The following is a 22,680-nucleotide window of genomic DNA, read 5'->3' on the forward strand; positions in this document are numbered from 1 at the left end:
TATTGTCCCTCTGTCTGGATGGATGGACCTCAGGCCGCCAGGGCCTGGCCGATGGCCTCGTTGAAGGCCGGCAGGTCGTTGGGGTTGCGTGAGGTGATCAGCGTCCAGCCCTGGGCCGGGCAGACCTTGACCTGCGCGTCCACCCACTCGGCCCCGGCATTGGCCAGGTCGGTGCGCACGCTGGAATAGGAGGTCAGTGTCTTGCCGGAGACCACGCCGGCATCGATCAGCAGCCAGGGGCCATGGCAGATCGCCGCGACCGTCTTGCCGGCCTCGGCGAACTCGCGGACCAGGCGCTGCGCATCGGCATCCTGGCGCAGGGTGTCGGCATTGACCGTGCCGCCGGGTATCACCAGGGCGTCGTAGTCCGCGGCGCTCAGGCCCTGGAGCCGGGCATTGGACTCCACCTTCAGGTCCTTCTCGCTGTCCTTGAGCCAGGTCTGGGCCTCGCCGCCCTTGACGCTGCCGTGGGTGACGCTGGCGCCCTGGTCCTTCAGGGCCTGCAGCGGGCGCAGCAGTTCGTCGCGCTCGATGCCGGCGTTGGCGGTGATGATCAGGACTTTCTTGCCTTGCAGGTTCGCACTCATGATCGGGCTCCTTCGCTGAAGCGCCACGCGGGCGCAGTGGCTGGCCACGCCTCGCGGCGCGGCACTCACCAGGATTTGGAAGCCGTGGCGGCGGCGAGTTCGAAAGAATTGCCCAACGGAACAGCGCGCCGCTGCTCGGTGCGTTCGAACCCATGGCTGGCTGGGCAGTCGCAACAGGCAGGGCCGGCGGAACCGCCGGCAAAGCCATCGAACAGCGCGGGAGACATGACATGAGCTACGACTGGGACCTGATAGAACAACTGCTGCTACACGCCCAGCAATGCGCCGACGAACCCTACAAGGCCCGCGAGTACGGCGAGGAGGTGGCCGAGGAACGCCTGGCCCAGGGCGAGCCGCTGGGCGGCAGTATCGACCACATCAAGCGTGTGGCCGGCGACCTGGAGGGCGTGCTGTTCGACGGCGGCTTCATCCAGGACCGGCCGCGAGACCATGGCGGCACCGGCAACAACTTTGAGCTGACCGAGCGTGGCGTGCGCCTGCTGACGCTGATCGGCCGCAGCTTCCCGGAACACCTGGTGTTCCGCCGGCTGCTCGACGAGCAGGACGAGCAGGCGCTGAGCGCGGAAACCTTCGACGCCCTGGCCGCAAGTGCCGCGCGGGACCGAATCGACGACAAGCCGATGATCTGAGGCGAGGTGCAGCGATAGACATTGATCGATATGGTTGGTCTCGGTTCCTGTTTAGCTCCTCTGTAAATTCGATATGAAGGTGTAGGGCAGTTACCTCGTTGAAGCCAAGGCCGATGGCTTCGTGATTGTCGTCGACAACGTCAGGCCTCGCTGCAAGGTGAGCGTTGGCATGCTATCTGAGTGAAGACGGCAACCAGTTACTGTCAGCGCGGGCCTGTCCTGCAGGAGGCTTGGCGAGGGGCTTGCGACAGTGGTCGCTGCGGCAGGTATGGTCTTGCCTTCGGTGAAAGGGAGCGGCACCACCCACAGGGCAGTAGCTGTCTCGAGAAGGATGGAGTGATGCGAACTATTCCGGCTCGAATTGCTGGGTGTGGGGGTTGAGGCGAAGCGCCTTGGCCCCCTCGTAGATCGGCGTGAATCCCTCCAAGTAGAGGTTGTTGAGGTACCGGTCGCGATAGGTCAGTGCCTGCCGTGCTTGTTGCTCGATGAGGCCGCTATCGATGATAGTGTTCCAACATCTCCTCGCCGGAGGACACCTCGTCGTTGGACAACCGCTCTTCAGTGAATGCCAGCAACGAGGGTGGGAGTGCCGCCAGGATCGGGTCCATGTCGGTTCCCCTGGCTCAGGCTGTCAGCGCCGAGGTGGCAGTTGGGGATGTGCATCGCCTAGCGTGGTAGGCGCGAACGCCTTCACGCCATTCGGAAGATTGCACTGGCGCCATGTCGAGGTAACTCAACGGGCATGTGTAGTAGTAACGATGTATCGACTCGTCCAAGGGCTTGTTGTCATGTCGCTGCAGCAGGTCGCAGCGGATGTAGCGCAGCGATTGCCCAAGTGCGAGATCCGAGGACACACCTTCCTCCTTGGGGGCACTTTGATGACGAACCACAGGACGTTGCCACGCAATGTGTGAGCAATGACTTTGGCACTTGCTCGTTCGGTTTCCTGCGCTTCCGCCATTTGTAGCAAATAAGCCCCTGATTCTAGGGGCTTATTTGTGGGTGATCTATTTAGTGCCCATGTTGTGTTGATGTCATTCTGTGCTGCGCGAAATTTGTAAGCGTCCGGCTAACACACCTCCCCGGTTCTTCCAGCTAGCGGCATGGTGTCCACCTGTTTTGGGTGGGCACCATTTCAAGCCCCTAGTGGAGGATCTCCCGTGCCAGGCCAACGCCGCTCCTATCCAAAATCCTTCAAGGCCCAGGTCGTCGATGAGTGTATCCAGCCTGGCGCCTCGGTTGCCGGTGTGGCCTTGAGTCATGGCCTCAACGCCAATCTCGTGCACAAGTGGATTCGCCGCCAGCAGGCGCAGTTGCCCGCTGCATCTTCAAGTTTTATTCCGATTCCTTTCGTCCCGAGCCTGCCGGCTACTCCGAATGCGGCCGACATGGCCATCCAGATCGCCATCCCCCATCGGGCCGGCAAGCTGTCGGTGCAGTGGCCGGGCAACGACCCTGAAGGCTGCGCCCGCTTCCTGCGTGAGCTGCTGAGGTGATCCGCATCGAGCGCATCTGGCTCGCCACCGAGCCGCTGGACATGCGCGCCGGCACCGAAACAGCGTTGGCCCGGGTGGTGCAGGTGTTCGGTGCGGCGCAGCCGCACTGTGCCTACCTCTTCACCAACAAGCGCGCCAACCGGGTAAAGGTGCTGGTGCACGATGGCTTCGGCATCTGGCTGGCCGCTCGGAGGCTGAATAGGGGGCGCTTCGTCTGGTCGGGGAATTGGCAGGGACAGCAGTTGGAGCTCAGCCCCGAGCAGTTGCAGGCCCTGGTGGTCGGCCTGCCTTGGCAGCGTCTTGGGTCTGATGCCGAGATCAGGCTCCTGTAGCCGGGGTGCAATTAGGCCAATGGCCTATCGCCGAGGGGGCCAGAAATCCTCACACTCGGCGCCATGGATTCTGCCGCTTTCGATCATCTGACGCCTGAGCAACTGTGCCAACTGGCCGCGCAGTTGAGTCAGCGCGTCGATCATCTGGAAACGCTCAACCAGCGCTTGAACCACGAACTCGCCGTGCTGCGACGCCACCGCTTCGCCCGTCGTAGCGAGCAGCTCAATGCCGACCAGCTCAACCTGCTGGAAGAGATGATCGATGCCGACATCGCCGCCATCGAGGCAGAGCTTGAAGCGGCACGCCCGGTCCCTGCCAAGCGCGAGCTACGGCAGCAGCCCAAGCGGGCGCCTCTGCCGGCCGAGCTGCCGCGCACACTGATACTTCACGAGCCGGACAGCACCCAATGTGCCTGCGGCTGCCAACTCAAGCGCATCGGCGAAGACGTCAGCGAGAAGCTCGACTACACCCCAGGCTCCTTCACCGTCGAGCGGCATATCCGTGGCAAGTGGGTCTGCGCCAAGTGTGAAATATTGATCCAGGCCCCAGTGCCTGCGCAGGTGATCGACAAGGGCATCCCGACTGCCGGGCTACTGGCTCAGGTCATGGTGGCCAAGTTCGCCGATCACCTGCCGCTGTACCGCCAGGAAAAGATCTTCGCCCGTGCCGGGCTGGCCATCGCGCGCTCCACGCTGGCGCAATGGGTCGGCGCTTGCGGTGTCCAGCTGCAACCCCTGGTCGATGCCCTGCGCGACTGCCTGCTTCGGCAGGACGTCATCCTCGCGGACGAAACCCCAGTGCAGATGCTTGCCCCAGGCACGAAAAAGACCCATCGGGCTTACGTCTGGGCCTATGCACCCAGCCCCTTCGCCGACCTCAAGGCCGTGGTCTATGACTTCAGGCCGAGCCGGGCCGGTGAGCACGTGCGCAGCTTCCTGGGCGACTGGCAAGGCAAGCTGGTCTGCGACGACTTCGCTGGCTACAAGGCCAGTTTCGAGCAAGGCATCACCGAAATCGGTTGCATGGCCCACGCCCGCCGCAAGTTCTTCGACCTGCATGTCGCCAACCAGAGCCAACTAGCCGAGCAAGCCCTCCAGTACATCGGCCAGTTGTACGAGGTGGAGCGCGAAGGGCGAGAGCTGCTCGCCGAACATCGACGGCAACTGCGCCAGGACAAAGCCAGGCCGATCATCGATGGCCTGCATGGCTGGATGCTTGGGCAGCGGCAGAAGGTGCCGGAAGGTAGCGCGATCGCCAAGGCACTCGACTACAGCCTCAAGCGCTGGGCAGCGTTGGTGCCTTACCTGGATGACGGCAACTTACCCATCGACAACAACTGGATCGAGAACCAGATCCATCCCTGGGCCTTAGGGCGCTCTTATGTCCGGTCGGCGATTATGTTGAGTACCCGACAAGAGGCCGCCCCGTGTATGGCGGCCTAACCCTGTCAGCTGCGGATAATCAAAGGGTCTGAAGGAACGCCAACAACGCGTCTGTCGGGCGATAGCGCGTACTCCGAACGTCGGGCGGCGCGATCGCGGCCAGGGCGTGTTCCTTCATGGCGAGATCAGCTTCGACGTAGCCGTGCGTCGTCACCGGGCTTTCGTGACCAAGCCACAAGGCGATGACTGAGAGGTCGACGCCGGCCTGCAGCAGATGCATGGCGGTCGTGTGGCGCAGCGTGTGCGGAGAGATGTGCCGTCCCACCAGGGACGGACATTGCGATGTCGCCATTCCCACCGCTCGCGTGATCCGCTCGGCGACATTGGAACGGGTCATCGGTCGCCCCCACCGGTTGGGCAGCAGGGGTTGGTCCGGCTGTAGGCTGGTGGCTGCGAGCCAGTGGCGAATCTCTGCAGCGGTTTCCCTCCATAGCGGCACAGTGCGCTGCTTTCGCCCCTTGCCGTGCAGGCGCACCGATGGCGTCACGTCGAGCGCGAGATCGCGAACGCGGATGCCGATCAGTTCGGAGACCCGGGCGCCGGTGTTGTAGAGCAGCTTGAGCAACACCCGATCGCGGCGACCGCACCAGGTAGAGGAGTCGGGGGCGGCCAGCAGCTCTCGCACCTCGTCTCGACCGAGGAAGCCGAGGAGAGGCTTGTCGAAGCGTTTCATCGGAATGGCCAGGATCTGTTGGGCGAGGAGCAGCGCCGGTGGGCATTGAACGGCTACATACCGGGCGAAGGCCCGTATCGCGGCAAGCCGTGCATTTCGGCTACGCACGGTGTTGTGACGCTCCCTTTCGAGATGCGCAAGGAAGCCGAGGATCAGCTCCGCACCGAAGTCGCACAAGGTCAGCTTGGCCGGCGGCCTGTTTGTCCTCGGCATACATCAGGAACAGGCGGAAGGCGTCCCGGTACGCGGCTACGGTTCGGGGGCTGACGGCCCGCTGCTGGAGTAGGCGTTCGGTAAAGAAGCGCTGGAGCAAGGCGGCGAACTCGGCCGGATCGTCAAGAAGCGAGGTCATGTTGGCACCCCTTGAACGTAGCGGTGAAAGCGCTCGGCGGCTAGGGCCATCAGGTCAGGAATGCCGGTGAGGTACCAATAGGTGTCGATCACCTTGGCATGGCCCACGTAGATCGACAGCGTCGGTAGGCTCGACCCGACGTCCCCGCCCTGCTCGTAGAGGCGCAGCGCGCTGCGCACAATAAAGGTGTGGCGCAGGTCGTGAAGCCGGTGGTGGGCATGGTCTCCGCGCACCTGCCAGCCGAGTTCGCCACAGAGCGCCTGAAGCGCTTTCCGCATGGCGCGCGGATCAACGGCACGGCCGTCATCGCGCAGGAAGAATCGATCGCAACACGCTTCTGGCACGAGCCGGTCCCGCAGCTGTGCATACGCCTGTAGGTGACGCGGGACGCTTGCATGCAGGGGCACGAAACGATTCTGGTGGCACTTGGTGTCCCGGATATTGAGCACGCCCACCACCAGATCCACATCGGCTCGGGTCAGCGCGAGAGCTTCGGAGATACGCAGTCCGGTGGCCGCCAGCATGCCAAAAACAGTGCGGCAGGTGGCCGGGTGCAAGCTTTCCGGCTCTCCTAGGCGATCGGTCGCTGCCAAGAGGGTTCGCAGTTCCTCATCGGTGTAGATGTGCGGCACGAGGCGCCGGTGGGCCGGTCCGAAAAGATGCCGCGGGGGCACGACCGTCTCCGGATCGGTGCGCAGGCAAAAAGCTGCAAAGCCACGCAGCACCTCGATCCGGCGCGCCCAGCTGATCGGACGGGGATGGAGTGAGGCACGTGCCCAGTCCGCCGCCAGTTCCAGCGTGAGGTGTGCGGCGCCACGCTGGTCGGCAAAGTGTGCGAACGATGCGAGCTGACCTCCCTCGATGGTCAGCGCGAAACCGAAGCTGCGACGATAGGCCAGGTACGCTTCCACGCGCACCGCCCAAGTCGTGGCGGTGTTCATGATTTGCTCCCCGGCCAAGGCAGGGCGACGTCCCGCAGGCGTTCCAGGTCGACGCGTGCATACACCCTCGCCGTGTTGAGATCACGGTGCCGAAGCACATCGGCGATCTCCTTGATCGACACACCTTTCTTCTGCAGCCGGGTGGCCATCGAGCGCCGCAGTACATGGGTGTTGCAGAACCGATCCCTCAGACCACCGCGGACGAATGCACGGTTCATCGCATTGCGGATGGCCGCCACACTGAGGGGGACACCAAAGGGCGCTCGGTGGCGCACGAACACTGCGCGGTTTTCGGTTAGCGGTCGTCCATCTCGAAGGTAACGGGCGAGCGCCTCGCCGGTCTGTGCCGGCAACGGCAGCAGCTGCGTGCGCTGGCTCTTGGTGCGGTGGAGCGTCACCATTCCGTGACGCCAATCGATAGACTCCAGCGTCAACTGGGCGGCTTCATCGCCCCGCAGTCCGAGATCGAGCAGGCAGCGGGCGATAGCATAGTCGCGCAGGCCGACCGGATCACCGAGATCGAACGCGTGCAAGAAGTGCTCGAGCTGAATGTCCGAGAGCACCTTCGGCGGGTGCCGACGCGGCCAGTTCGCGATCGGCGGCAGTGTCGCAGCGAGCCTCCGGGTGTCATCGCCCAGCATGGCGCGGAAGCGCAAATAGCTGCGCAAGCTCGTGCAGATGACCTTGCGCGAGGCAGGCCGCCAGCGGGCGGCGAGGTCGTTCAGGAAGTCGTCAATGTCGGCCGCGGCCAACAATCCGATCTCAGGAGCGCCTCGCCCGAAACGGCCGGTCAGGAAGGCCGCCACATGCCGGACTCGGTAGCTGCAGGTCGGCAGCGCCAGACCGCAGGTGTGGCGCAGATAATCGCCGAAGCGGTCGAGTTCGGCCTTAACGGGATCCATCTCTGCCGGCGCCCCGCCTGCCATCGGAAGTAGGGGCAGCAAATGATGCAGGGCAGCCCGCATCTCCCCGACTACGGAGCGACGTGGTGGAGGACAGGTGCAGCGTGGTAGATGCTGCCGGATGAAGTGCTCGATGAGCTCACGGTCGATGCTTTCTGGGGTGAGCCTCTCGCCCTTCATCCAATAGCTGAAGTGCGCCAGGCAGCGCAGGTAAGCCCGGATGGTGCTCCCTTGGTAGTGATGGATCTGCAGCGCTTCGACATACGATGCGGCGAACTTGCCCAGAGGCCCCTGCGTCAGCCAGTCACGGCGTGCGAGATGCGCCAGACATGCGTCGATGGACATGGTCGTCTCCTGGAGTGAGGTACGGAACCTCAGGAGACTGCCGCTGATTATGGAGAGTGAAAATCGGCCAGAAAGAAACGGGCCTGCGTCCTACCAGTCGGTGCCGGGCTGCGGCGGGAAAACTGGTCATAATCGCTAACTGGACATAAGAGCGCTTATGCCAAGCTTGGCATAAGCGCTCCAACTGGCTGTTTGCCGGCTCACTGCGCAGTGGCCAACGTGGCGCAGCTTTGATGACGCTGATCCAGTCAGCCCGCCTGAACGGGCACGATCCGTACGCCTACCTGAAGGACGTGCTCATGCGCCTGCCGACGCAGAAGGCCAGCGCCCTGATCGAGCTGCTGCCGCATAACTGGGTACCCGCCGGCAAGGTGTGATGCCCGTTCGCTTACGTTTGGCTGTTGCAGTGGGTACGAGGGTTCCGGTCTGCGGGGAACACGTACTCCCTGTGCCCACTGTAGGGCTTGATCGCTTCCAAGAGCGCGAGCGCCTGCTCCGTGAGCGGGACGATGTGCGTGCCGGCGTTTCTTCATGCGTTCCGCAGGTATCGTCCAGATCTTCTTCTCGATGTCGATGTCCGCCCAGCGGGTGGTCGCTGCCTCGGCTGCGGGCGCTGATTGACTTTCTCGTGGAAAAACGTGGGGCATTGGGCTGACGTGGAGAGGGTCTCCAGATGTCCGCTACTGGCTGTGGCTGTCGTTCACCTGCTAGAGGCCTTGCATCACCCTCCATCGAGGAAGTCCTGGCAGCGGCAGAACTACTGTCCCGTGGTAGCGGAAGAGGGCTCAGAGTTCCCCTTCACAATGCGTCCAAGGGATCAAGCGACAGCGCCTCACTCAGATGCGCCTGCTCGTTTACGATATGGGCTCCAATTGCTAAGGAGTGCCTTCATGCTGGACATCAGTGATGCGGACCGCGCTTACCTCAAAGAGCTGCGGGCCCTCTCAACCGACGCCCTCGGCAATGAGGTCTTCGTAGGCCTTACGCTAGAGGAGTCGATTCGATTCGCCTTGCTCTCCAAGCGTGGACTTATGAGTGGAAATCGGTCGTTTGAAGATGGCGAAGAATACCTAACTCTGCAGGGCAAGCACGAGATTGCGAGGATGCGTGTTTTGGCAGCAGAGCACATCGTACGTGCCGAGAGTCCCACCAAGCATTGAGGGCTTTGCCTGTGGGCTACGCGCGTAACCTTCGAGAGCATCATAAAGAAAGGTCCAGCCGAAAGCGGACCTTTCTTTTTTTCGTCGCTTTTATTGCAGGAAAGCGCCTTTTTGGAGGCCTCGATATTGATTGACTAGAGCTACCTCATTTAGGAGTTCTAGCAATGAACCAAGCTTGTTTCTCGTTGGCTGTGTGCATGGTACTGCTGCGCATTCTTCCTTTGATGTTGCTGACCTTGCCCTGCTACTAGGGACACAGAAAAGGCGCCGTGAGGCGCCTTCTCTTGTCGGCTGGCTTTCACCAGGTCGTCCAGGGAAACCTTGTCGGAAGCGTCCACCACCTCAGTGCGGGTAGACGTTAGGTTGAAAGTCAGGTTGTCTAAGTCTTATGCCATGGCGGTCTGGTTGATTTTTAATTTTCTTCATACCCGGTTCTGTACCCGGAATTGGCGTGGTGTCAACGCGTCTCGATGGTGGCCCGGCGCAACGGTATCAACCCCAGTCAACTGCTCCATTGGCGCAAGCTCCACCAGGATGGAGGCCTCTCGGTGGTCAGTACCGGTGAAACGGTGATACCTGCTTCCGAACTGGCCGATGCCCTCACGCAGACTCGCAAACTGCAACGGATTCTGGGCAAGAAGGCCATGGAGGCGGTCAGTGAGAATGTCGTGGGCATCACCTGGGTAGAGAAACCGCTGCACGACGAGGAAAGCGTGGTGTGCGCTGATGCCGATTATACCGGGGGCGGGAAGCGGGAAGAACATGCCTGGCGGAGGGTTATCTGGCAGATCACGGTTCGGCGCAGCGCCTCCAAGACACATTGCACGCGCAGTGTCTTGTACAAAGCAGCGCGCAATATCGAGAAAGCCAAGGTTCAGGTGTGAGCGAAGGTTGGGCATGCGGTTCGCGTGGTCAAACGATAGTTCGGTTACCAAGGAGCGCTTCCGAGGATTGGCCAAGAATTCCTCGCAAATGGTGACGCTGATTGCCCACTCGAATTTGTGGATGGCCCACCGAAGTTTACTGGCTGGCGCAGGAGGGAGCGCCTGTAGTACGGATGATGATGGTCGCGGAGTGCTCGCGGCGGCTAAAAACACCAGGATGAGCGGCTGATAGGATTGCTTTTGGTCGCTTTTAAAATCGGCAGGCGCTGAAGTTGGCCAGAAATTCATGACTAGCTCAGGCTATCCCTAGAGCTTAGTTGAGTGTTCTGGCGGTGGTGATCAAGCAAGTGTTGTAGAGTTGTCGTAGTTCTCTCTGGGGTATAGATGCGTACTGATTGATCGCCTCGTGAGTATAGCTGTCAATAATGTATAAGTTTCTATTTAAGCAATTAGTTGCGTTGAGGTTGTGTTCCGGGTGCATGTGAGTGTTTGGCAATATCTTGGGTTCGTAAGACTTAATGTTCATGAGAGGTTTGGTTGTCGTGTGTGGTGGGTTGGCCGTCCACTTCAACGCTTGTCTGTAAAGCTAGCAAGTCCGTGAGGTGGTGATTTAGCTTTCTCGCGGCGTTATTAGGCTATTCCTTGCTTTTAGTTTTTTTAAATCATCTTCTATCGCTTTGGTTGTTTTCTTTGTGGCCGCGTCTAAGGTTTCCTTGTCTCCATCGTATTCTGGGTTTTGAGAGCCCATGGATAGCTCCCATTTGGAAAGTTGTTCGGCTAAAGTTTTTATGTGTGCAATGGCTGCTTCGAGCTCTATTTTTGAGGTTTTTATGACTTGGTTGGTCCTTTCTTTTTCGTGCTTTATTGCTTCGTTTAATTTTTTCTCGACTTCGTTGTATTCGGTCGTTGTTTTTATTAAATCTTCTAGGGCGTCTATAAAAAGCTCGTTCATGCTGACTTTTTTATTTTTTGCAATCTCTTGGAAACGTCTGTTCAGATTTTTCGGAATGGAGAAGGAGTGGTGTTTTTTTTCGGGGGTTGCTGAGATATGCCGGTGTTGTCGAAGTGCACCTTTAAGACGGCCAGCAAAGGCGACGTCTCCTGACTTGTCAAGATAATTAATTGCATTCTCTACCCACTCATAGCTTGGCTCGCTGTGAGGGCCGGTTGCGAGGTTGATGTGCCGAGTCGCTCTAGGTTCCATGTTGCGGTTTAAGTATCCATACATCCATTCCCAGTTGCTTTTGTTACTAAGAAGCCATTTTTTCAGAGTGGAGGGGGTTTTCATTGCGCCTGCCTGGGGTAATAAGAATTTATATTTATCCGAAAATCATCACTCGTGACGTCAGTCGTGATTATATTTACACGTCACTCGTGATGTTAGTCGTGATGGTGGATTTTGTCACTCGTAACGTTAGTCGTGATGAATTTATCGTTTATATAGGGTATATTTTCGAATGAAAAATATGAGGTATCCCTGTGTTCGCCGATCTTCTTACCCGAAAGCTCTGTCACATTGGGCCGGAGGAAAAATTTCTCCTGCTAGCGCTAGCCTTGCATTTCCGTGGAAGGACGCCAGAGCCTGTCTCCATTGAAAGCCTAGCTGGGCAACTGATGCTTCCCTTACGTGATGTCTCGAAGGCGCTGGCAGAGTTAGTAGAGGTGTCACTGCTGACGACTCACCAGGATGCTACCCGCAGAGGGCGGCCGAAGCGGATTTTTGAGATTAATCAGGCCTGCGTAAAAAAATACGAGATAGCAGAAGGCTCTATCACTAATAGCAACCTGGAATTGGCTAAGTATGTCATCTCTGCAGAAAGCATAAAGGCTGAGATGGTAAGGTTTCCAGGCCAAAGCGCGCTTCTGGGTATTAAAAATAAACCTGATGCTGGGGATGGTATAGATACCGATCCTTTAAGCCGGGCTGGGAAGCTTAGTCTGGCGAACCGTCTGCTGCTGGCTGTCTTGTTGAGTCGATCCGATGAGTTCGGCGTTGTTAGTGATCTAGGGCGGGCTGAGTTGTGCGCACTGGTTGGGTTGCCGTTCCCGAGCCTTCCTCAACGATTGAGAAGGCTTGTCGAACTTGGCTTCATCAGAAGGCATGTGCCTGGTATCGCCAGTCCGGTTTTCTCAGAAAAGCTTAAGAGTATTTATATTCTTAACCTCAATCACCAGCAAATATCCCCGTCAAAGGACTGTACCTCTGTTTTACTGCATCAAAAGCCGGACTCCGATGATGAGTTTGGGCCTAGTCAAGGTATTTGGCTGGATGTGGATAATGTTCGGAAACATCCTGCTCTAAAATCTAAAGCTCCTTGGGAGGTTGTTGATTTGATACTGCGCTTGCCCAAGCATGCTCTGGAGCAGATTGAGTTTTTCCTATGTAAGTGTGCGAGAGATTTTTTGTCGTTGCATTGGGGTATGTTGGAAACTACCAAGGGGGCATATAAGGCCAGTCGGTTGATGAATTTGGAGAAGAGGTTTGTATCGTTTTTTCGAGAGCCGATGGTTAGTTCAAAGACTAAAGAGCCTTTAGATGGGCAGGAGATTCTGAGGTTCTTTATCCGAGTGGTGATTGAGTTTTCTATGGATTGCAGAAGGCGATTCTCAGATTTGAATGTGGTTGACCTTGCTGGGCAGCGATTTTTAATTACTCCTGCAGATCTGAATGTTGGTTATCGATACCTGGCTGTATTGGTTAAGCTTTCTGCTGAAACAGGTCAGGGATGTTATTGGTTTACAGCGGTCGAGAATGGAGATGTGTATTTGGCGGAGTTTGAGCGTGAGTCGGATATTCCTATAGACATCCGCAGGTCGGCTGGCTTACTGGCTTCGACTATGGAGGGCTAGATCTAGAGTTATTTTATACAACCTCTACCCATCCTCTGGACCAATACAGGAGCAACATCCATGTCCATGAGGATCATCAGTTTGAAAGAGGTCATGGACCTCACCAGTCTTGCTCGCTCGACTATCTATAAGTACATCGCTCTCGGCACGTTCCCGCTTCCCTTATCTGTGGGGGAACGTTGCGTTCGTTGGTTGGAGAGCGAAGTGCACGAATGGATCCTTGAGCGGATCGCTGAGCGCGATGAGAAAGTCCAGGTTGCAGGTAAGCATTAATGGCGATAGAGCTACCCGATGACCAGGGACTCCCTGGTCATCGGGTAGCTCTGCCGTCTGCTTAGGTTAGTGCTCTTTCTCAGATAACTCCCAGTTGCCTGCTCTGTGATTTTCCCCGGCTACGCTTGGTGTTCTTCGTCTGGATGCTCGATGGCGCTTGTTGTTTGGCGAGCAGGGCAGTGTGGTTTATTGATATAGCTACTAACTATCTCTAACCATCTATCTAATCCATACACCTACTCCATCTCCAATAATCTATCTCTAATCCACCCACCTCTCTCCAGTCATGGCTAGCTACCACCCGGAACCTAGCTATCCACCTCTCCGGTTTAAAAATACCCACTCCGTACTTGGTATGCCCTAAACCAACCAGGTACACACCATGACCAATAAAACAGCCAAACACCTCCCCCAATCCGACATCGCTATCCAGATCGAACGACTCGTGAACGCAGTGATCCGTCACGACTGCCCTGCATTCAGGATCAGCTACGACGCACAGGGGGATGAGGTCGTCGAGAGGACCAGGCTCTCTCGGTACTTCGATTACGTTCGGCAGATGTATCACCTAGTGAACGATGAGACGTACGCCTTGAGTGAACACCTGCTCGCATTTAAGGAAGCTTGCTACGACATTGGCATCGAGTTCGGGATGTTCGGGATGACGTGCATGGACGAGAGCGAGGGAGGGCTCCTATCAGAGGCCCAGACCTACAACTGGCTCGTGGAGAGGATCCGGGTGCACGTACAGACCAAGTGGTTCAAGCGTGGGAAGCATGACCGTACTTTCCGGGAAAAGGGGAATCGGCAGACCGTGACTGAATACGTGGAGCGGGTGATGGATAGCCGCTCTCGTACCGTGGTGGTGAGGGTGAATCTGTACTACCGGGAGGCAGCACGTAATCGCTTGACGGTAGAGGACGTCTTCGAGGATCTGGATAGGCTGATCCGGTCGAGGGAGCACGATCCGATCTTCCAACATGAGACAGGCTACATCTGCGCGGTGGAGCAGGGGGAAGACATGGGCTACCACATCCATGCGGCGTTCTTCTTCGATGGTCGGGAGGTGCGCAGTGACTATGCCAAGGCTGAGGCCATCGGTGGGCTGTGGGGAAAGATCACTGAAGGCTGGGGGTACATCCACAGTTGCAACCACGAGAAAGAAAAGTATGAGGATGACCGTGGGGTAGGGATGTTCAGCCGTAAGGACGCAGTTGGTAGGCGCAATGTGATCAAGGCCTGCCACTACCTGATCGAGGATGGCCAATCGTTGCGGGTGAAGCCAGTGGGGGCAAGGGCGTTCCGGGTTGGTCGCAGTCTGCGGAGCTGCTAATCACTAACCACAGATCCGCTAGTTGGGATGATCAGCAGAGTCGGATATGCTCTGTGGGTCATCCATTCTTATTGAGATTATCTTTATGTCGAAGCTTGCTGAGTTCCGTGCCGCAGAAAAGGCTCTTGCTGATCAACTGGCTTATCTCGAGTCTTTGAAGAACGATAATTCCCTCAAAAAGGAAATTGAGTTCGAAGAAAAGCTGAAAGCGCTGATGGGCGAGTACGGCAAGTCTCTTCGTGACATCGTGGCAATCCTCGATCCATCGGCAGTTGGCGCTGCGAGTGTCCGCGGAGGCCGTGCATCGCAATCCAAGCGCCGTGAACGTGTGGTGAAGGTCTACAAGAATCCGAACACTGGCGAAGTGGTGGAGACCAAGGGTGGAAACCACAAGGTACTGAAGGCTTGGAAAGCTGAATACGGTAACGATGTGGTCGAGTCTTGGCTTCAGGTCTGACAAGCACTCACGGCAGCAGTGCATATTTTCAAGGAGGAATTTTGGAGCTTGGCAAGCTATCTAGTCATTTTCCTCGTCAGTTACGCTCTGGCTTTTGCTATAGGCAAAGCCTTCCTAACGGCCAAGCTTGAGGAGTCGATAGAGGAGGCGAAGCGTTATATCCGTGCTACGGACATGAGCACTTACGTTATGGAAATCACCAGCGCGACTCAATCTTCGATGATCAGGTTTGTCTGGGTTTTTGGCAGCATGGTTGGGTTTATATTATCCATTGCTGTATGGGGGCTCTTCTCTAGAAGCTAGATGTTCAAGCATTCCCATTGACCCTACCGCTTTTCAGCCAGGTGTGCTTGATCAACTCGAGCGGGCGCTGATCTTCTGTATGGATGGACTTCGGTTTGGTTCGCTAGGCATGGTAACCGCTAGGGTGCACTTTGGCGACGCTGGAGGGCCAGTCTGAACCCCATCTCCTGCTAAGCATCCACAATGATGGATATTCCCTTTAAGGACCCGGCTTCGGCCGGGTTTCTTTTTGTTCCTCGTTGGCATCTGGTTTTGATGGCGTATCGCTCAGCTTGGACTCATCCATAGCGGCGATTCGCGGCCGATCAGCCGCGAACCGAGCCACGTGCTCTCCACAAAGCGCCAATAGAGACGGATGGTCATGCTTGCCTCACATGGCGGCCCGTGGGCCGCCGTGGATTGCTCAGAAACTGTAGTTGAGGGCAGTGCCTATCTGGTACTGGTTACCACCGTCGCGGCCGAGATCGCTGGAGGCGCTGAGCTGGGCGCTCAGGTTGTCGCCCAGGCTCACCGCGATGCCGCCGCCGATGACACCGTAGTTGCGCGAATCGACGTCGCGGATCTCGGTATGGATGGGCAGCAACGGTGCCTGTTGCAGGGTGCTGTCGAGGTCATGGGAGTCATCTTCGAACTCGTGTTTCCAGGCCAGGTTCAGGTAGCTGGAGAACTGCTGGGCACCCACCTTGAAGGGCGCGCGGACCTGCACTCCGGCGAGGCTGGTCAGCGACTTCTGGGTTTGCCCTCGGACGTCGAAGGCCAGCAGCGGATCGCCGCCCTCGCCGTAGCCGTCGACTTTGCTGCGCTGGTATTCAAGGCCCAGCAGGGGGCCGGCACTGAAGCCGCCCAGGTCGAATAAGTAGCCGCCGCGTAGCGCTGCGCTGAAGGTGTCGGCATCGGTGCTGCCACCCACCGGGTCGACTATGCCCGGACGGTGAAGGTCGAGGTCGTGGTGGCCGTAGCCGAGCAGGGCGTCGCCGAACCAGGACCCGTCGACGTAGGACAGGTAGGCTGCCACCTGGGTGGCTTCATCGTCGAGGTGGCCGCCTTGGTCGGGCTCGCTCCGGCTATCGCTGTAGTTCAGCGCCAGGCCGGCGAGCAGGTTGGCGGAGAGTTGTAGGTCGACGCCGAGCGTGCCGCTGCCGCCGCGGTAGTCGGAGCTGCTGGCGGCGCTGTCGTCGTCCCGGTTGCGGCCGGAGTAGGTACCGAGCGCGTAGACGCTGACCTGGCCGTCCGGCGCAGGTCGTACGCTGTGCAGACCGCGGTTGGCGTCGAGGCGGTCGAGCAACGAGTCGGTGAAGACCTCCGCCGAAGCGAGGCTGGTCTGCGACAGCAGGGCGAAGTCGTAGGGCGCGAGTACGGCGCTGGTCATATAGCGGGCCAGCACCTCGAAACCATGGCTGGTCAGGTGCACGTTGTCCGGCTGCACCACGCTTGGCAGCGCAGCCGGTCCGGAATAGGCGAAGGAGCCGAAGCCGTATGCCGCCAGGTTGTCGCGCATGCGTTCAATGATGCGCGTCTCGTCGAGCAGGAAGATGCGCGTGCCTCCCTGAGCCAGTGGCTGCAGCTGGGCTTGCAAGTTCTGGTAATAGGTTTGCCCGTAGACCGCCAGCGAATCCGGATGGGGCACGCCAGCGGCGGCCAGCATCGCCGAGATGTCACTGAACCCGGCGATCACCAGGTTACGCGCGCCGGCGGCGATGAAACCTTCGATGGTCTGGGTGGCGGTGGATGCTGCCAGCTGCGCGGCTGCGGTCGCCTCTGTGTGGCCAAACGCCGATCCATCCGGGCCGACGTTGGCCACCAGGTGGACGATGCCGCTCGGGGCCAGGGCGTCGTTGCCGCCAATCGATAGGCTGACCAGATCGTCGGCGGCGAAGCGCTTGCCGTTCCAGGCGGTGAGTTCGTAGGGCAGGCTGAAAACGGTGCCGAGGGCGCTGATCGGCTGGGTGGTCGCGCCGCCGATGGCGTAATTGGTCATCTGTGCATCGGGAATGCCCAACTGTGCCTGCAGCCAGTAGGGAAAGGCCACGTAGGCATGCCCGAGGGCGATCTCCGCGGGCGAATGGCCCTGGCTCGGGTAGCCGGCGAGGTCGCCGCTGGAAAGAGCGCTGAGGTTGTAGCCGGAGTCGGCGTAACTGTCGCCGAAGGACACCAACTGCCGGTACTGCGACTGCGCCGCTGTCTGGCCAGCCAGCAGCGCGAGCAGCACGCCCGCCAGCGCGCCCGTACCCCGGTGTCGGCGCACGGCCAGGGCGAGCGGGGAGCATGAAGTGTTCGGAATCGGGTTGTGGTACATGTCTACCGCCTGTTCGTTCTTGTTGTAGGGATGGCTCGGGCGGCGCGGGTTGCAGCGTGTTCCTGGGCCGCGCCGCCGCGAACCCGGACGATCCTACGAAGGCATGCCGGCGGGTATGCATGGCCGTGGACGCCAAGGTTCTGGCCGCAGGCGCCAACTTGCAGGGGCTGACCACTAAGGGAATAACAACAATGAAAAACACCTACCTGTTTCCCAAGGCACTGGTTCTCGATCAGGCGATCGGTAGCTGCCCGACACGGGCGGAATTGGACGCCCTGCGCGCTCGCAACCACGCCGCCGAGCTTGTCCGGGTCGACCACTCGCAGCTCAACCGCCTGCTGGACCTGAGCTTCGGCAGCTACGGCTTGGAGGCGCAGGTACGCAGTGCCGAGGAGTGGCTGTACCGGCCGCAGCAGTTCCAGCTCTGGCTGCTGTGCAGTGCGAACCTGGAGCAGGGGGTGCGCAAGTTCCACCAACTGATGGGCTGGGACAGCGGCCTGGTGTCCCTGCATTCCAGGGGGCTGGACGTGAACGTCGAGGCGGACATCCGCGGCCGCGGCGCGCTGGGCTTCTCGGTCAGCTTCATGGCGCTGTGGTTCGGTTGCGGCCTGCAGGAAAGAGAGTCACTGGTGGTCAACCTGCGCCAGGGCTTCGAGCCTCTGGGGCGCCTGCTGGAGGATCGCCTGCAGCTGCAGGTGCGTTACAACCAGCCGGCGGTGGGCCTGAGCCTGCAAGGCAAGGGTATCTGCCGGGAACCGCTGCGAACCTCGAACCCGATACTGGAGCGCATGCTCCATCCCGGCCAGGCACACCCCTCACTGCTAGAAAAAGCCGACCTGGTATCGCTGGCCGGCACCCTACTGCGTGACAATCTGGCCAACCCGGAATACTCCCTGAGCGACCTGGCTCAGGCTCTGTGCATGAGCCCACGAAGCCTGCAGCGTAAGCTGCTGGCGGAGAACCTCAGCTTCAAGGAACTGCGCGAGCGCCAGCGCGTGAGCCTGCTGAAGGAGAAGCTGGGGGCGGGCATGACGAAGGAACAGGTGAAAGACCTGCTTGGCTACAGCGACGTGGGGGCTCTCTACAAGCTACTACGCAAGATTGCGGAGCCGGGTTGAGTGTTTGGAGGGCCGGATTTATTGCGCGGTGTCTCGCCACTGCTTGCGGTAATGCCTGGGGGCCGTACCGGTGACTCGCTTAAAGGCATTGCTGAATGCGCTCTCGGAGGCGTAGCCCAGTTCGCTGGCCAGGGCGGCCATGTTGACGTCGCGGCTGCGCAGGGCCTGTTGTGCCAGAAGCATGCGCCACTCGCTCAGGTAGGCCAGTGCAGGTATTCCCGTGATCGACTTGAAATGCACCGCAAAACTGGTGCGCGACATCCCGGCGGCCTTCGCCAGTTCGCCTAGTTGCCAGGGCCGGCCCGGCTCGTTGTGCATCAACCCCAACACCGGGGCCAGGCGTTTGTCGCTCGCCGCTCGCAACCAACCGCAGGGTAGGGCGTCGGTCGATTCCAGGTAGGCCCGCATAGTCTGCACGAACAGCAGTTGAGTGAGCTGAGCTGACACCAGGCCGACGCCAGGTCTCCACTGCGTACGCTCCTCGACGATCTGGTCCAGTAGCCATTTTAGCCGCTCGGCTTGTTGCGAGCCTGCGTGCACTTGCATCACTGGCGGTAGAAGACGGAAGGCCAACTCTTCGCTGGTAGGGTCCAGGCGCACGTGTCCGCCCAGCTGAATACAGTCCTCGCCGGTACCCAGAATCGCAGTGCGCTCGTTTGTCTGCCCCGTGAAGACCTGCATGGCATCCAGCGGCGTCAGCGAAAGATCGCTGGCCAGCACGAAGGCGCGGCGCGAGCAAAGGATGAGGACATCGCTCTCTCTGACCCATAGCGGCTGGGCCTCACCCTCGATCTGTAGCCAGCAGTTGCCTTTGACCAATGCGAAGAATTTCAGATGCGCCGGCGGGGGGAAACGTAGGCTCCATTCACCGCTGGCACTGAAGCCGCCTGCCACGCTCAACTGGGCGTCGGCCACGCGCAGGAAATCGGAGAGTGGATCGGACCTGGAGGCCGGAATATCGATCATGTTGGGGCGCCTTCGGGATTTCTGCTTCTACTACTTCGCTCAGGGTCGCACCGGCGTGTGTCGCGAGCAATGGCTGACGAGGCCGGGAGTGAATTTGAACTCTCACGCAAGTAAAGCGCACTCCGGCGCATTCCCGGTTCAAAAGCCGGAGGGTAATTTTGGCCACTTGCCCAGCCATGGCCGGGCGCCGATTGCCTTCTGGCTGTAGGGGAAAAAGCATGATCGAAGAGAGGGTATTGGTCACCGGCGGGACCGGGTTCATCGCCCAGCACTGCATACTTGCCCTGCTGCGCGGTGGTTATCGGGTCCGCACCACTGTTCGCTCGTTGGTACGGGAAACCGAAGTGCGTGCCAACCTGCGCGAAGGCGGTATCGACTGCGGCGATCAACTGAGCTTTGTCACCGCTGATCTGGAGCAGGACACGGGCTGGGCCGAGGCCGTCGCCGGTTGTCGCTATGTGTTGCACGGCGCTTCCCCGACGCCGACCGGTCTGCATGCCAGTGAAGATGATTGGGTCAGACCGGCGGTCGCTGGCAATCTGCGAGTGCTGCGCGCCGCTCGTGATGCAGGAGTGACGCGTGTGGTGCTGACCTCGGCTTTTGGCGCCATCTGCGCGGGCCGCGGAGAGATGCAGCGGCCTTTTGACGAGACCGACTGGAGCGATCTGAGCGCCAGCAACGTCTGGCTCTACCAGAAGTCCAAGACTCTCTCCGAGCGTGCAGCCTGGGACTTCATCGTGCGAGAAGGCAACGGACTGGAGTTGTCGGCCGTCAACCCTACGGCCGTGCTTGGCCCGGTGCTCGGCCCGGACTATTCGCATTCCGTTCGTTCAATCACAAACATGCTGGACGGCCAACGTGGCTGTCCGAAGATCAATTGCGGCTTTGTCGATGTGCGGGACGTAGCTGATCTCCATGTTCTCGCCATGACGCATCCCGCCGCCAAGGGCGAGCGTTTCTTGGCCATCGCGGGCGAAAGCTTGTGGATGATCGACGTGGCGAAGGTGCTGCGCCGTCGCATGGGCGCGTCCGCCCGCAAGGTGCCGACATGGGAATTGCCGAACTGGCTGGTGCGCCTGGCCGCACTCAGAAATCCCGGCTTGAAAGGTATCGCCACATTGCTCGGCCGGAACATGAACGCCACCAGCGAGAAGGCTATCCGTCTGCTCGGTTGGACACCACGCTCAAGCGAAGAAGCCATTGTCGCGTCGGCCGAAAGCCTGATTCGGCTGGGCCTGCTCCGAGATTCGCAATCACAGTGAACGCAAGGAACAGCAACGATGAATACCTCTCAACATCCTATTCCTTCCGGTTTCAGCGCCGCGACCACTGCTGATGAAGTGATCCGCGGCATCGACCTCACCGGCCGCACGGCCATTGTCACCGGCGGCTATTCCGGCCTTGGGCGTGAGACGGCACGGGTCTTCAAGCAGGCCGGTGCGCGTGTGATCGTGCCCGCACGCGACGTAGATCGCGCCCGAGCGGCGTTGGCCGGCACAGTCGAAGTGGAAGTCTGGCCGATGGATCTACTCGATCCGGCATCGGTCGGCGCCTTCGCGGATCGTTTTCTGGCCGAATCACCAAAGCTCGACCTGCTGGTCAACAGTGCAGGCATCATGGCGGTGCCGCTTCAGCGCGACGCGCGCGGCGTAGAGTCGCATTTCGCTACCAATCACCTCGGTCATTTCCAACTGACCACGCGCCTGCTGCCGGCCTTGCGTGCGGCCGGCGGTGCGCGCGTCGTGAACCTGTCGTCTTTCGGCCACCGCTATTCGCCCGTGGTGTTCGATGACATCAATTTCGAGCACCGTGAATACAACTCGTGGCTCGGTTACGGCCAATCGAAGACCGCGAACGTCCTGTTCACCGTCGCGCTCGATGCGCGCGAGGCGAAGAACGGTATCCGCGCCTTCGCCGTCCATCCGGGCGCGATTGTTGGCACCGGACTGGAGAAACATATCCTGCAGCAGGCGCTGATCGACGCTGGCGTGCTCGATGCCGAGGGCAAGCCCATCATCGACCCGTCACGCAATCTGAAAACCGTGGCGCAAGGTGCGGCCACCAGCGTCTGGTGCGCCGTCAGCCCGCAGCTCGACGGTATGGGCGGTGTCTATTGCGAGAACGTCGATGTAGCTTCCCTCTCGACCTTTGAGGGGGGCGCGATGGACATGGCGGATTCGACGCGGCAAGGCGGTGTCATGCCCTATGCCATCGACGCCGAGGCCGCCGATCGGTTGTGGCGGGTGAGTGAAGTGCTACTCCAAAAATGATTTGGGCTCCCAGGAGCCAACTCCAAACTACTTAGGAGAATGTCCCTCGACCTCTATGTCACCCTTGGTCGATCCGGCCTGCGCCTTAGTCCCATGTGTCTAGGGGCGATGACCTTCGGCGAGGATCTTGGCTGGGGCTCCAGCGTTGAGGAGTCCCAGCAGATCATGGATAGCTTCTTGGAGCTGGGTGGCAACTTTATCGACACCGCCAGTTTCTACACCAAGAACCATGCTGAGAAGATCCTCGGTGATCATGTCGGACACGACAAGGCGAGACCGTCTGGTCACTGCCATTAAGTTCAGCGGCAACCTCTACCCAGGCGACCCCAATGGAGGTGGATCGAATCGCAGATCGATCACCTTGGCTTGCGGGAATTCGCTGTGCCGCCTGCAGACCGAATGTATCGACCTCTACTGGCTCCATTACCGGGACAAGCGCACGTCGATCGAGGAAACGATGTCGGCGCTGGGGCATCTGGTGCAGGCGGGCAAGGTTCGCTATATCGGTGTCTCGGATACGCCGGCCTGGAAGATCGCGGAGGCCAATATGCTTGCGTGTTTCCGTGGATGGTCGGCTTTCATCGCCATGCAGATCGAATACTCGCTGCTTGAGCGCACCGTCGAGAAGGAACTGATTCCGATGGCTCGGGAGTTCGGGTTGGCGTCACGCCTCGGTCGCCGCTCAAGGGCGGCGCGCTGAGGGGAAATACAACCGACGCACCGCAGACCTGATCAAGTGCCGATTGCTGCACCTTCATCGAAGGCTTCCTGAACGAGACGACCTACACCATCGTCGATGAGCTAGAGGCGATTGCGACGGAGCAGGAGAGCACTCCCGCCTGATCGCGCTCGTATGGGGGCAGGCGAAACTCGGCGTCACCTCTGTCCTGATCGGCGCGCGTCGCCTCGATCAAATCGCCTTGATCGCCTGACTGCACCGAAGCTGGGGCAGAGCATGGAGCCTTGGTTCCCCTCCGTCCACAATGGCGGAACCACCGTGAACGGGGTTACTGCCGATCTGCCTCCCTTCTCGTTGGCAGCAAGTAATA

20 protein-coding genes and 7 pseudogenes are annotated in these 22,680 nt (G+C 59.6%); 17 read left to right on the forward strand and 10 right to left on the reverse strand.

What is annotated here, in order from left to right; all coding sequences use genetic code 11:
* Positions 1 to 29: 29 nt before the first annotated feature.
* Positions 30 to 587 (reverse strand): type 1 glutamine amidotransferase domain-containing protein, encoded by a 558-nt coding sequence (locus tag ACTWJ5_RS12190; RefSeq protein WP_444438748.1) that lies wholly within the window; start codon positions 585 to 587, stop codon positions 30 to 32.
* A 230-nt stretch (positions 588 to 817) separates the two neighbouring features.
* Between ACTWJ5_RS12190 and ACTWJ5_RS12195 the strand changes: the two genes are divergently transcribed.
* Positions 818 to 1,237 (forward strand): transcriptional regulator, encoded by a 420-nt coding sequence (locus ACTWJ5_RS12195; protein WP_444438750.1) that lies wholly within the window; start codon positions 818 to 820, stop codon positions 1,235 to 1,237.
* Between the two features lie 346 nt (positions 1,238 to 1,583).
* Here the strand turns inward: ACTWJ5_RS12195 and ACTWJ5_RS12200 are convergent.
* Together ACTWJ5_RS12200 and ACTWJ5_RS12205 are read right to left on the reverse strand one after the other, a co-directional pair.
* Positions 1,584 to 1,845 (reverse strand): annotated as a pseudogene (locus tag ACTWJ5_RS12200) (hypothetical protein).
* 15 nt (positions 1,846 to 1,860) lie between these two features.
* Positions 1,861 to 2,198: pseudogene (locus ACTWJ5_RS12205) on the reverse strand (hypothetical protein).
* Between the two features lie 199 nt (positions 2,199 to 2,397).
* Between ACTWJ5_RS12205 and tnpA the strand changes: the two are divergent.
* The 3 genes and pseudogenes from tnpA to tnpC all read left to right on the forward strand — a co-directional run.
* On the forward strand, positions 2,398 to 2,733 hold the full coding sequence (tnpA, locus tag ACTWJ5_RS12210) for an IS66-like element accessory protein TnpA (RefSeq protein ID WP_444438752.1): 336 nt from the start codon (positions 2,398 to 2,400) through the stop codon (positions 2,731 to 2,733).
* Positions 2,730 to 3,065, forward strand: a complete 336-nt coding sequence (gene tnpB / locus ACTWJ5_RS12215) for an IS66 family insertion sequence element accessory protein TnpB (protein WP_042158353.1) — start codon at positions 2,730 to 2,732, stop codon at positions 3,063 to 3,065. The genes tnpA and tnpB overlap by 4 nt, the downstream gene beginning before the upstream one ends.
* A 63-nt stretch (positions 3,066 to 3,128) precedes the next feature.
* Positions 3,129 to 4,502 (forward strand): annotated as a pseudogene (gene tnpC, locus ACTWJ5_RS12220) (IS66 family transposase); the annotation flags it as partial.
* A gap of 25 nt (positions 4,503 to 4,527) precedes the next feature.
* On the opposite strand, the gene ACTWJ5_RS12225 reads toward tnpC, so the two are convergent.
* The 3 genes from ACTWJ5_RS12225 to ACTWJ5_RS12235 form a co-directional block, all read right to left on the reverse strand.
* The gene (locus ACTWJ5_RS12225) at positions 4,528 to 5,358 is read right to left on the reverse strand and encodes a tyrosine-type recombinase/integrase (protein WP_444438753.1); all 831 of its coding nucleotides are present in this window, start codon (positions 5,356 to 5,358) and stop codon (positions 4,528 to 4,530) included.
* A 171-nt stretch (positions 5,359 to 5,529) separates the two neighbouring features.
* Positions 5,530 to 6,474 carry a tyrosine-type recombinase/integrase gene (locus ACTWJ5_RS12230; RefSeq protein ID WP_444438755.1) on the reverse strand — a complete coding sequence of 315 codons (945 nt, stop codon included), beginning with the start codon at positions 6,472 to 6,474 and terminating at the stop codon, positions 5,530 to 5,532.
* Complete coding sequence (locus ACTWJ5_RS12235) at positions 6,471 to 7,721, reverse strand: tyrosine-type recombinase/integrase (RefSeq protein WP_444438757.1); 1,251 nt, start codon at positions 7,719 to 7,721, stop codon at positions 6,471 to 6,473. Before ACTWJ5_RS12235 ends, ACTWJ5_RS12230 begins: the two co-directional genes overlap by 4 nt.
* A 176-nt stretch (positions 7,722 to 7,897) precedes the next feature.
* On the opposite strand from ACTWJ5_RS12235, the pseudogene ACTWJ5_RS12240 reads away from it, so the two are divergent.
* Positions 7,898 to 8,098 (forward strand): annotated as a pseudogene (locus ACTWJ5_RS12240) (transposase domain-containing protein); the annotation flags it as partial.
* A 14-nt stretch (positions 8,099 to 8,112) separates the two neighbouring features.
* Here the strand turns inward: ACTWJ5_RS12240 and ACTWJ5_RS12245 are convergent.
* Positions 8,113 to 8,326: pseudogene (locus ACTWJ5_RS12245) on the reverse strand (tyrosine-type recombinase/integrase); the annotation flags it as partial.
* A 285-nt stretch (positions 8,327 to 8,611) separates the two neighbouring features.
* Here ACTWJ5_RS12245 and ACTWJ5_RS12250 point away from each other — a divergent pair.
* The 3 genes and pseudogenes from ACTWJ5_RS12250 to ACTWJ5_RS12260 form a co-directional block, all read left to right on the forward strand.
* A complete protein-coding gene (locus tag ACTWJ5_RS12250; RefSeq protein WP_444438759.1) occupies positions 8,612 to 8,881 on the forward strand; it encodes a hypothetical protein in 270 nt (89 codons plus the stop codon).
* 464 nt (positions 8,882 to 9,345) lie between these two features.
* A pseudogene (locus ACTWJ5_RS12255) lies at positions 9,346 to 9,531 on the forward strand (transposase); the annotation flags it as partial.
* Between the two features lie 12 nt (positions 9,532 to 9,543).
* A pseudogene (locus tag ACTWJ5_RS12260) lies at positions 9,544 to 9,919 on the forward strand (IS5/IS1182 family transposase); the annotation flags it as partial.
* Positions 9,920 to 10,375: 456 nt separating this feature from the next.
* Here ACTWJ5_RS12260 and ACTWJ5_RS12265 read toward each other — a convergent pair.
* Entirely contained in the window at positions 10,376 to 11,053 is a 678-nt protein-coding gene (locus ACTWJ5_RS12265; RefSeq protein ID WP_444438761.1) for a hypothetical protein, read from the reverse strand.
* A gap of 191 nt (positions 11,054 to 11,244) precedes the next feature.
* Here ACTWJ5_RS12265 and ACTWJ5_RS12270 point away from each other — a divergent pair, with 191 nt between their 5' ends.
* The 4 genes from ACTWJ5_RS12270 (at position 11,245) to ACTWJ5_RS12285 (ending at position 14,678) form a co-directional block, all read left to right on the forward strand.
* Positions 11,245 to 12,615, forward strand: coding sequence for a hypothetical protein (locus tag ACTWJ5_RS12270; RefSeq protein WP_444438763.1), 1,371 nt, complete (start codon positions 11,245 to 11,247; stop codon positions 12,613 to 12,615).
* A 66-nt stretch (positions 12,616 to 12,681) separates the two neighbouring features.
* Complete coding sequence (locus ACTWJ5_RS12275) at positions 12,682 to 12,888, forward strand: helix-turn-helix transcriptional regulator (protein ID WP_031285706.1); 207 nt, start codon at positions 12,682 to 12,684, stop codon at positions 12,886 to 12,888.
* Positions 12,889 to 13,270: 382 nt separating this feature from the next.
* Positions 13,271 to 14,221, forward strand: coding sequence for a YagK/YfjJ domain-containing protein (locus ACTWJ5_RS12280; RefSeq protein WP_444438765.1), 951 nt, complete (start codon positions 13,271 to 13,273; stop codon positions 14,219 to 14,221).
* An 85-nt stretch (positions 14,222 to 14,306) separates the two neighbouring features.
* Positions 14,307 to 14,678 (forward strand): histone-like nucleoid-structuring protein, MvaT/MvaU family, encoded by a 372-nt coding sequence (locus ACTWJ5_RS12285; protein WP_444438767.1) that lies wholly within the window; start codon positions 14,307 to 14,309, stop codon positions 14,676 to 14,678.
* Positions 14,679 to 15,384: 706 nt separating this feature from the next.
* On the opposite strand, the gene ACTWJ5_RS12290 is transcribed toward ACTWJ5_RS12285, so the two are convergent.
* Complete coding sequence (locus ACTWJ5_RS12290) at positions 15,385 to 17,190, reverse strand: autotransporter outer membrane beta-barrel domain-containing protein (protein WP_444438769.1); 1,806 nt, start codon at positions 17,188 to 17,190, stop codon at positions 15,385 to 15,387.
* Positions 17,191 to 17,396: 206 nt separating this feature from the next.
* Here ACTWJ5_RS12290 and ACTWJ5_RS12295 point away from each other — a divergent pair, with 206 nt between their 5' ends.
* Positions 17,397 to 18,395, forward strand: coding sequence for a helix-turn-helix domain-containing protein (locus ACTWJ5_RS12295; protein ID WP_444438771.1), 999 nt, complete (start codon positions 17,397 to 17,399; stop codon positions 18,393 to 18,395).
* Positions 18,396 to 18,413: 18 nt separating this feature from the next.
* Here ACTWJ5_RS12295 and ACTWJ5_RS12300 read toward each other — a convergent pair whose 3' ends face one another.
* Entirely contained in the window at positions 18,414 to 19,361 is a 948-nt protein-coding gene (locus ACTWJ5_RS12300) for an AraC family transcriptional regulator (RefSeq protein ID WP_444438773.1), read from the reverse strand.
* A 218-nt stretch (positions 19,362 to 19,579) separates the two neighbouring features.
* Here ACTWJ5_RS12300 and ACTWJ5_RS12305 point away from each other — a divergent pair, with 218 nt between their 5' ends.
* From ACTWJ5_RS12305 to ACTWJ5_RS12320, 4 genes are all read left to right on the forward strand, one after another.
* Positions 19,580 to 20,623, forward strand: a complete 1,044-nt coding sequence (locus tag ACTWJ5_RS12305) for an SDR family oxidoreductase (RefSeq protein ID WP_444438775.1) — start codon at positions 19,580 to 19,582, stop codon at positions 20,621 to 20,623.
* Between the two features lie 18 nt (positions 20,624 to 20,641).
* A complete protein-coding gene (locus ACTWJ5_RS12310) occupies positions 20,642 to 21,631 on the forward strand; it encodes an oxidoreductase (RefSeq protein WP_444438777.1) in 990 nt (329 codons plus the stop codon).
* Positions 21,632 to 21,739: 108 nt separating this feature from the next.
* On the forward strand, positions 21,740 to 21,928 hold the full coding sequence (locus ACTWJ5_RS12315; RefSeq protein ID WP_444439581.1) for an aldo/keto reductase: 189 nt from the start codon (positions 21,740 to 21,742) through the stop codon (positions 21,926 to 21,928).
* Positions 21,885 to 22,331 (forward strand): aldo/keto reductase, encoded by a 447-nt coding sequence (locus ACTWJ5_RS12320; protein WP_444439583.1) that lies wholly within the window; start codon positions 21,885 to 21,887, stop codon positions 22,329 to 22,331. Before ACTWJ5_RS12315 ends, ACTWJ5_RS12320 begins: the two co-directional genes overlap by 44 nt.
* Positions 22,332 to 22,680: the final 349 nt, after the last annotated feature.

The sequence above is a fragment of the Pseudomonas sp. A6 genome, assembly GCF_052367875.1.
Classification (GTDB): Bacteria; Pseudomonadota; Gammaproteobacteria; order Pseudomonadales; family Pseudomonadaceae; genus Pseudomonas; species Pseudomonas citronellolis.

What these genes read in the sequence shown, in the direction of transcription:
- ACTWJ5_RS12275 (WP_031285706.1), top strand. Translation starts at nt 12,682, where the DNA reads ATGAGGATCATCAGTTTGAAAGAGGTCATGGACCTCACCAGTCTTGCT.
- ACTWJ5_RS12320 (WP_444439583.1), top strand. Translation starts at nt 21,885, where the DNA reads ATGTCGGACACGACAAGGCGAGACCGTCTGGTCACTGCCATTAAGTTC.
- ACTWJ5_RS12315 (WP_444439581.1), top strand. Translation starts at nt 21,740, where the DNA reads ATGACCTTCGGCGAGGATCTTGGCTGGGGCTCCAGCGTTGAGGAGTCC.
- ACTWJ5_RS12195 (WP_444438750.1), top strand. Translation starts at nt 818, where the DNA reads ATGAGCTACGACTGGGACCTGATAGAACAACTGCTGCTACACGCCCAG.
- ACTWJ5_RS12300 (WP_444438773.1), bottom strand. Translation starts at nt 19,361, where the DNA reads ATGATCGATATTCCGGCCTCCAGGTCCGATCCACTCTCCGATTTCCTG.
- ACTWJ5_RS12265 (WP_444438761.1), bottom strand. Translation starts at nt 11,053, where the DNA reads ATGAAAACCCCCTCCACTCTGAAAAAATGGCTTCTTAGTAACAAAAGC.
- ACTWJ5_RS12285 (WP_444438767.1), top strand. Translation starts at nt 14,307, where the DNA reads ATGTCGAAGCTTGCTGAGTTCCGTGCCGCAGAAAAGGCTCTTGCTGAT.
- ACTWJ5_RS12280 (WP_444438765.1), top strand. Translation starts at nt 13,271, where the DNA reads ATGACCAATAAAACAGCCAAACACCTCCCCCAATCCGACATCGCTATC.
- ACTWJ5_RS12190 (WP_444438748.1), bottom strand. Translation starts at nt 587, where the DNA reads ATGAGTGCGAACCTGCAAGGCAAGAAAGTCCTGATCATCACCGCCAAC.
- ACTWJ5_RS12310 (WP_444438777.1), top strand. Translation starts at nt 20,642, where the DNA reads ATGAATACCTCTCAACATCCTATTCCTTCCGGTTTCAGCGCCGCGACC.
- ACTWJ5_RS12305 (WP_444438775.1), top strand. Translation starts at nt 19,580, where the DNA reads ATGATCGAAGAGAGGGTATTGGTCACCGGCGGGACCGGGTTCATCGCC.
- ACTWJ5_RS12235 (WP_444438757.1), bottom strand. Translation starts at nt 7,721, where the DNA reads ATGTCCATCGACGCATGTCTGGCGCATCTCGCACGCCGTGACTGGCTG.
- ACTWJ5_RS12250 (WP_444438759.1), top strand. Translation starts at nt 8,612, where the DNA reads ATGCTGGACATCAGTGATGCGGACCGCGCTTACCTCAAAGAGCTGCGG.
- ACTWJ5_RS12230 (WP_444438755.1), bottom strand. Translation starts at nt 6,474, where the DNA reads ATGAACACCGCCACGACTTGGGCGGTGCGCGTGGAAGCGTACCTGGCC.
- ACTWJ5_RS12295 (WP_444438771.1), top strand. Translation starts at nt 17,397, where the DNA reads ATGGCCGTGGACGCCAAGGTTCTGGCCGCAGGCGCCAACTTGCAGGGG.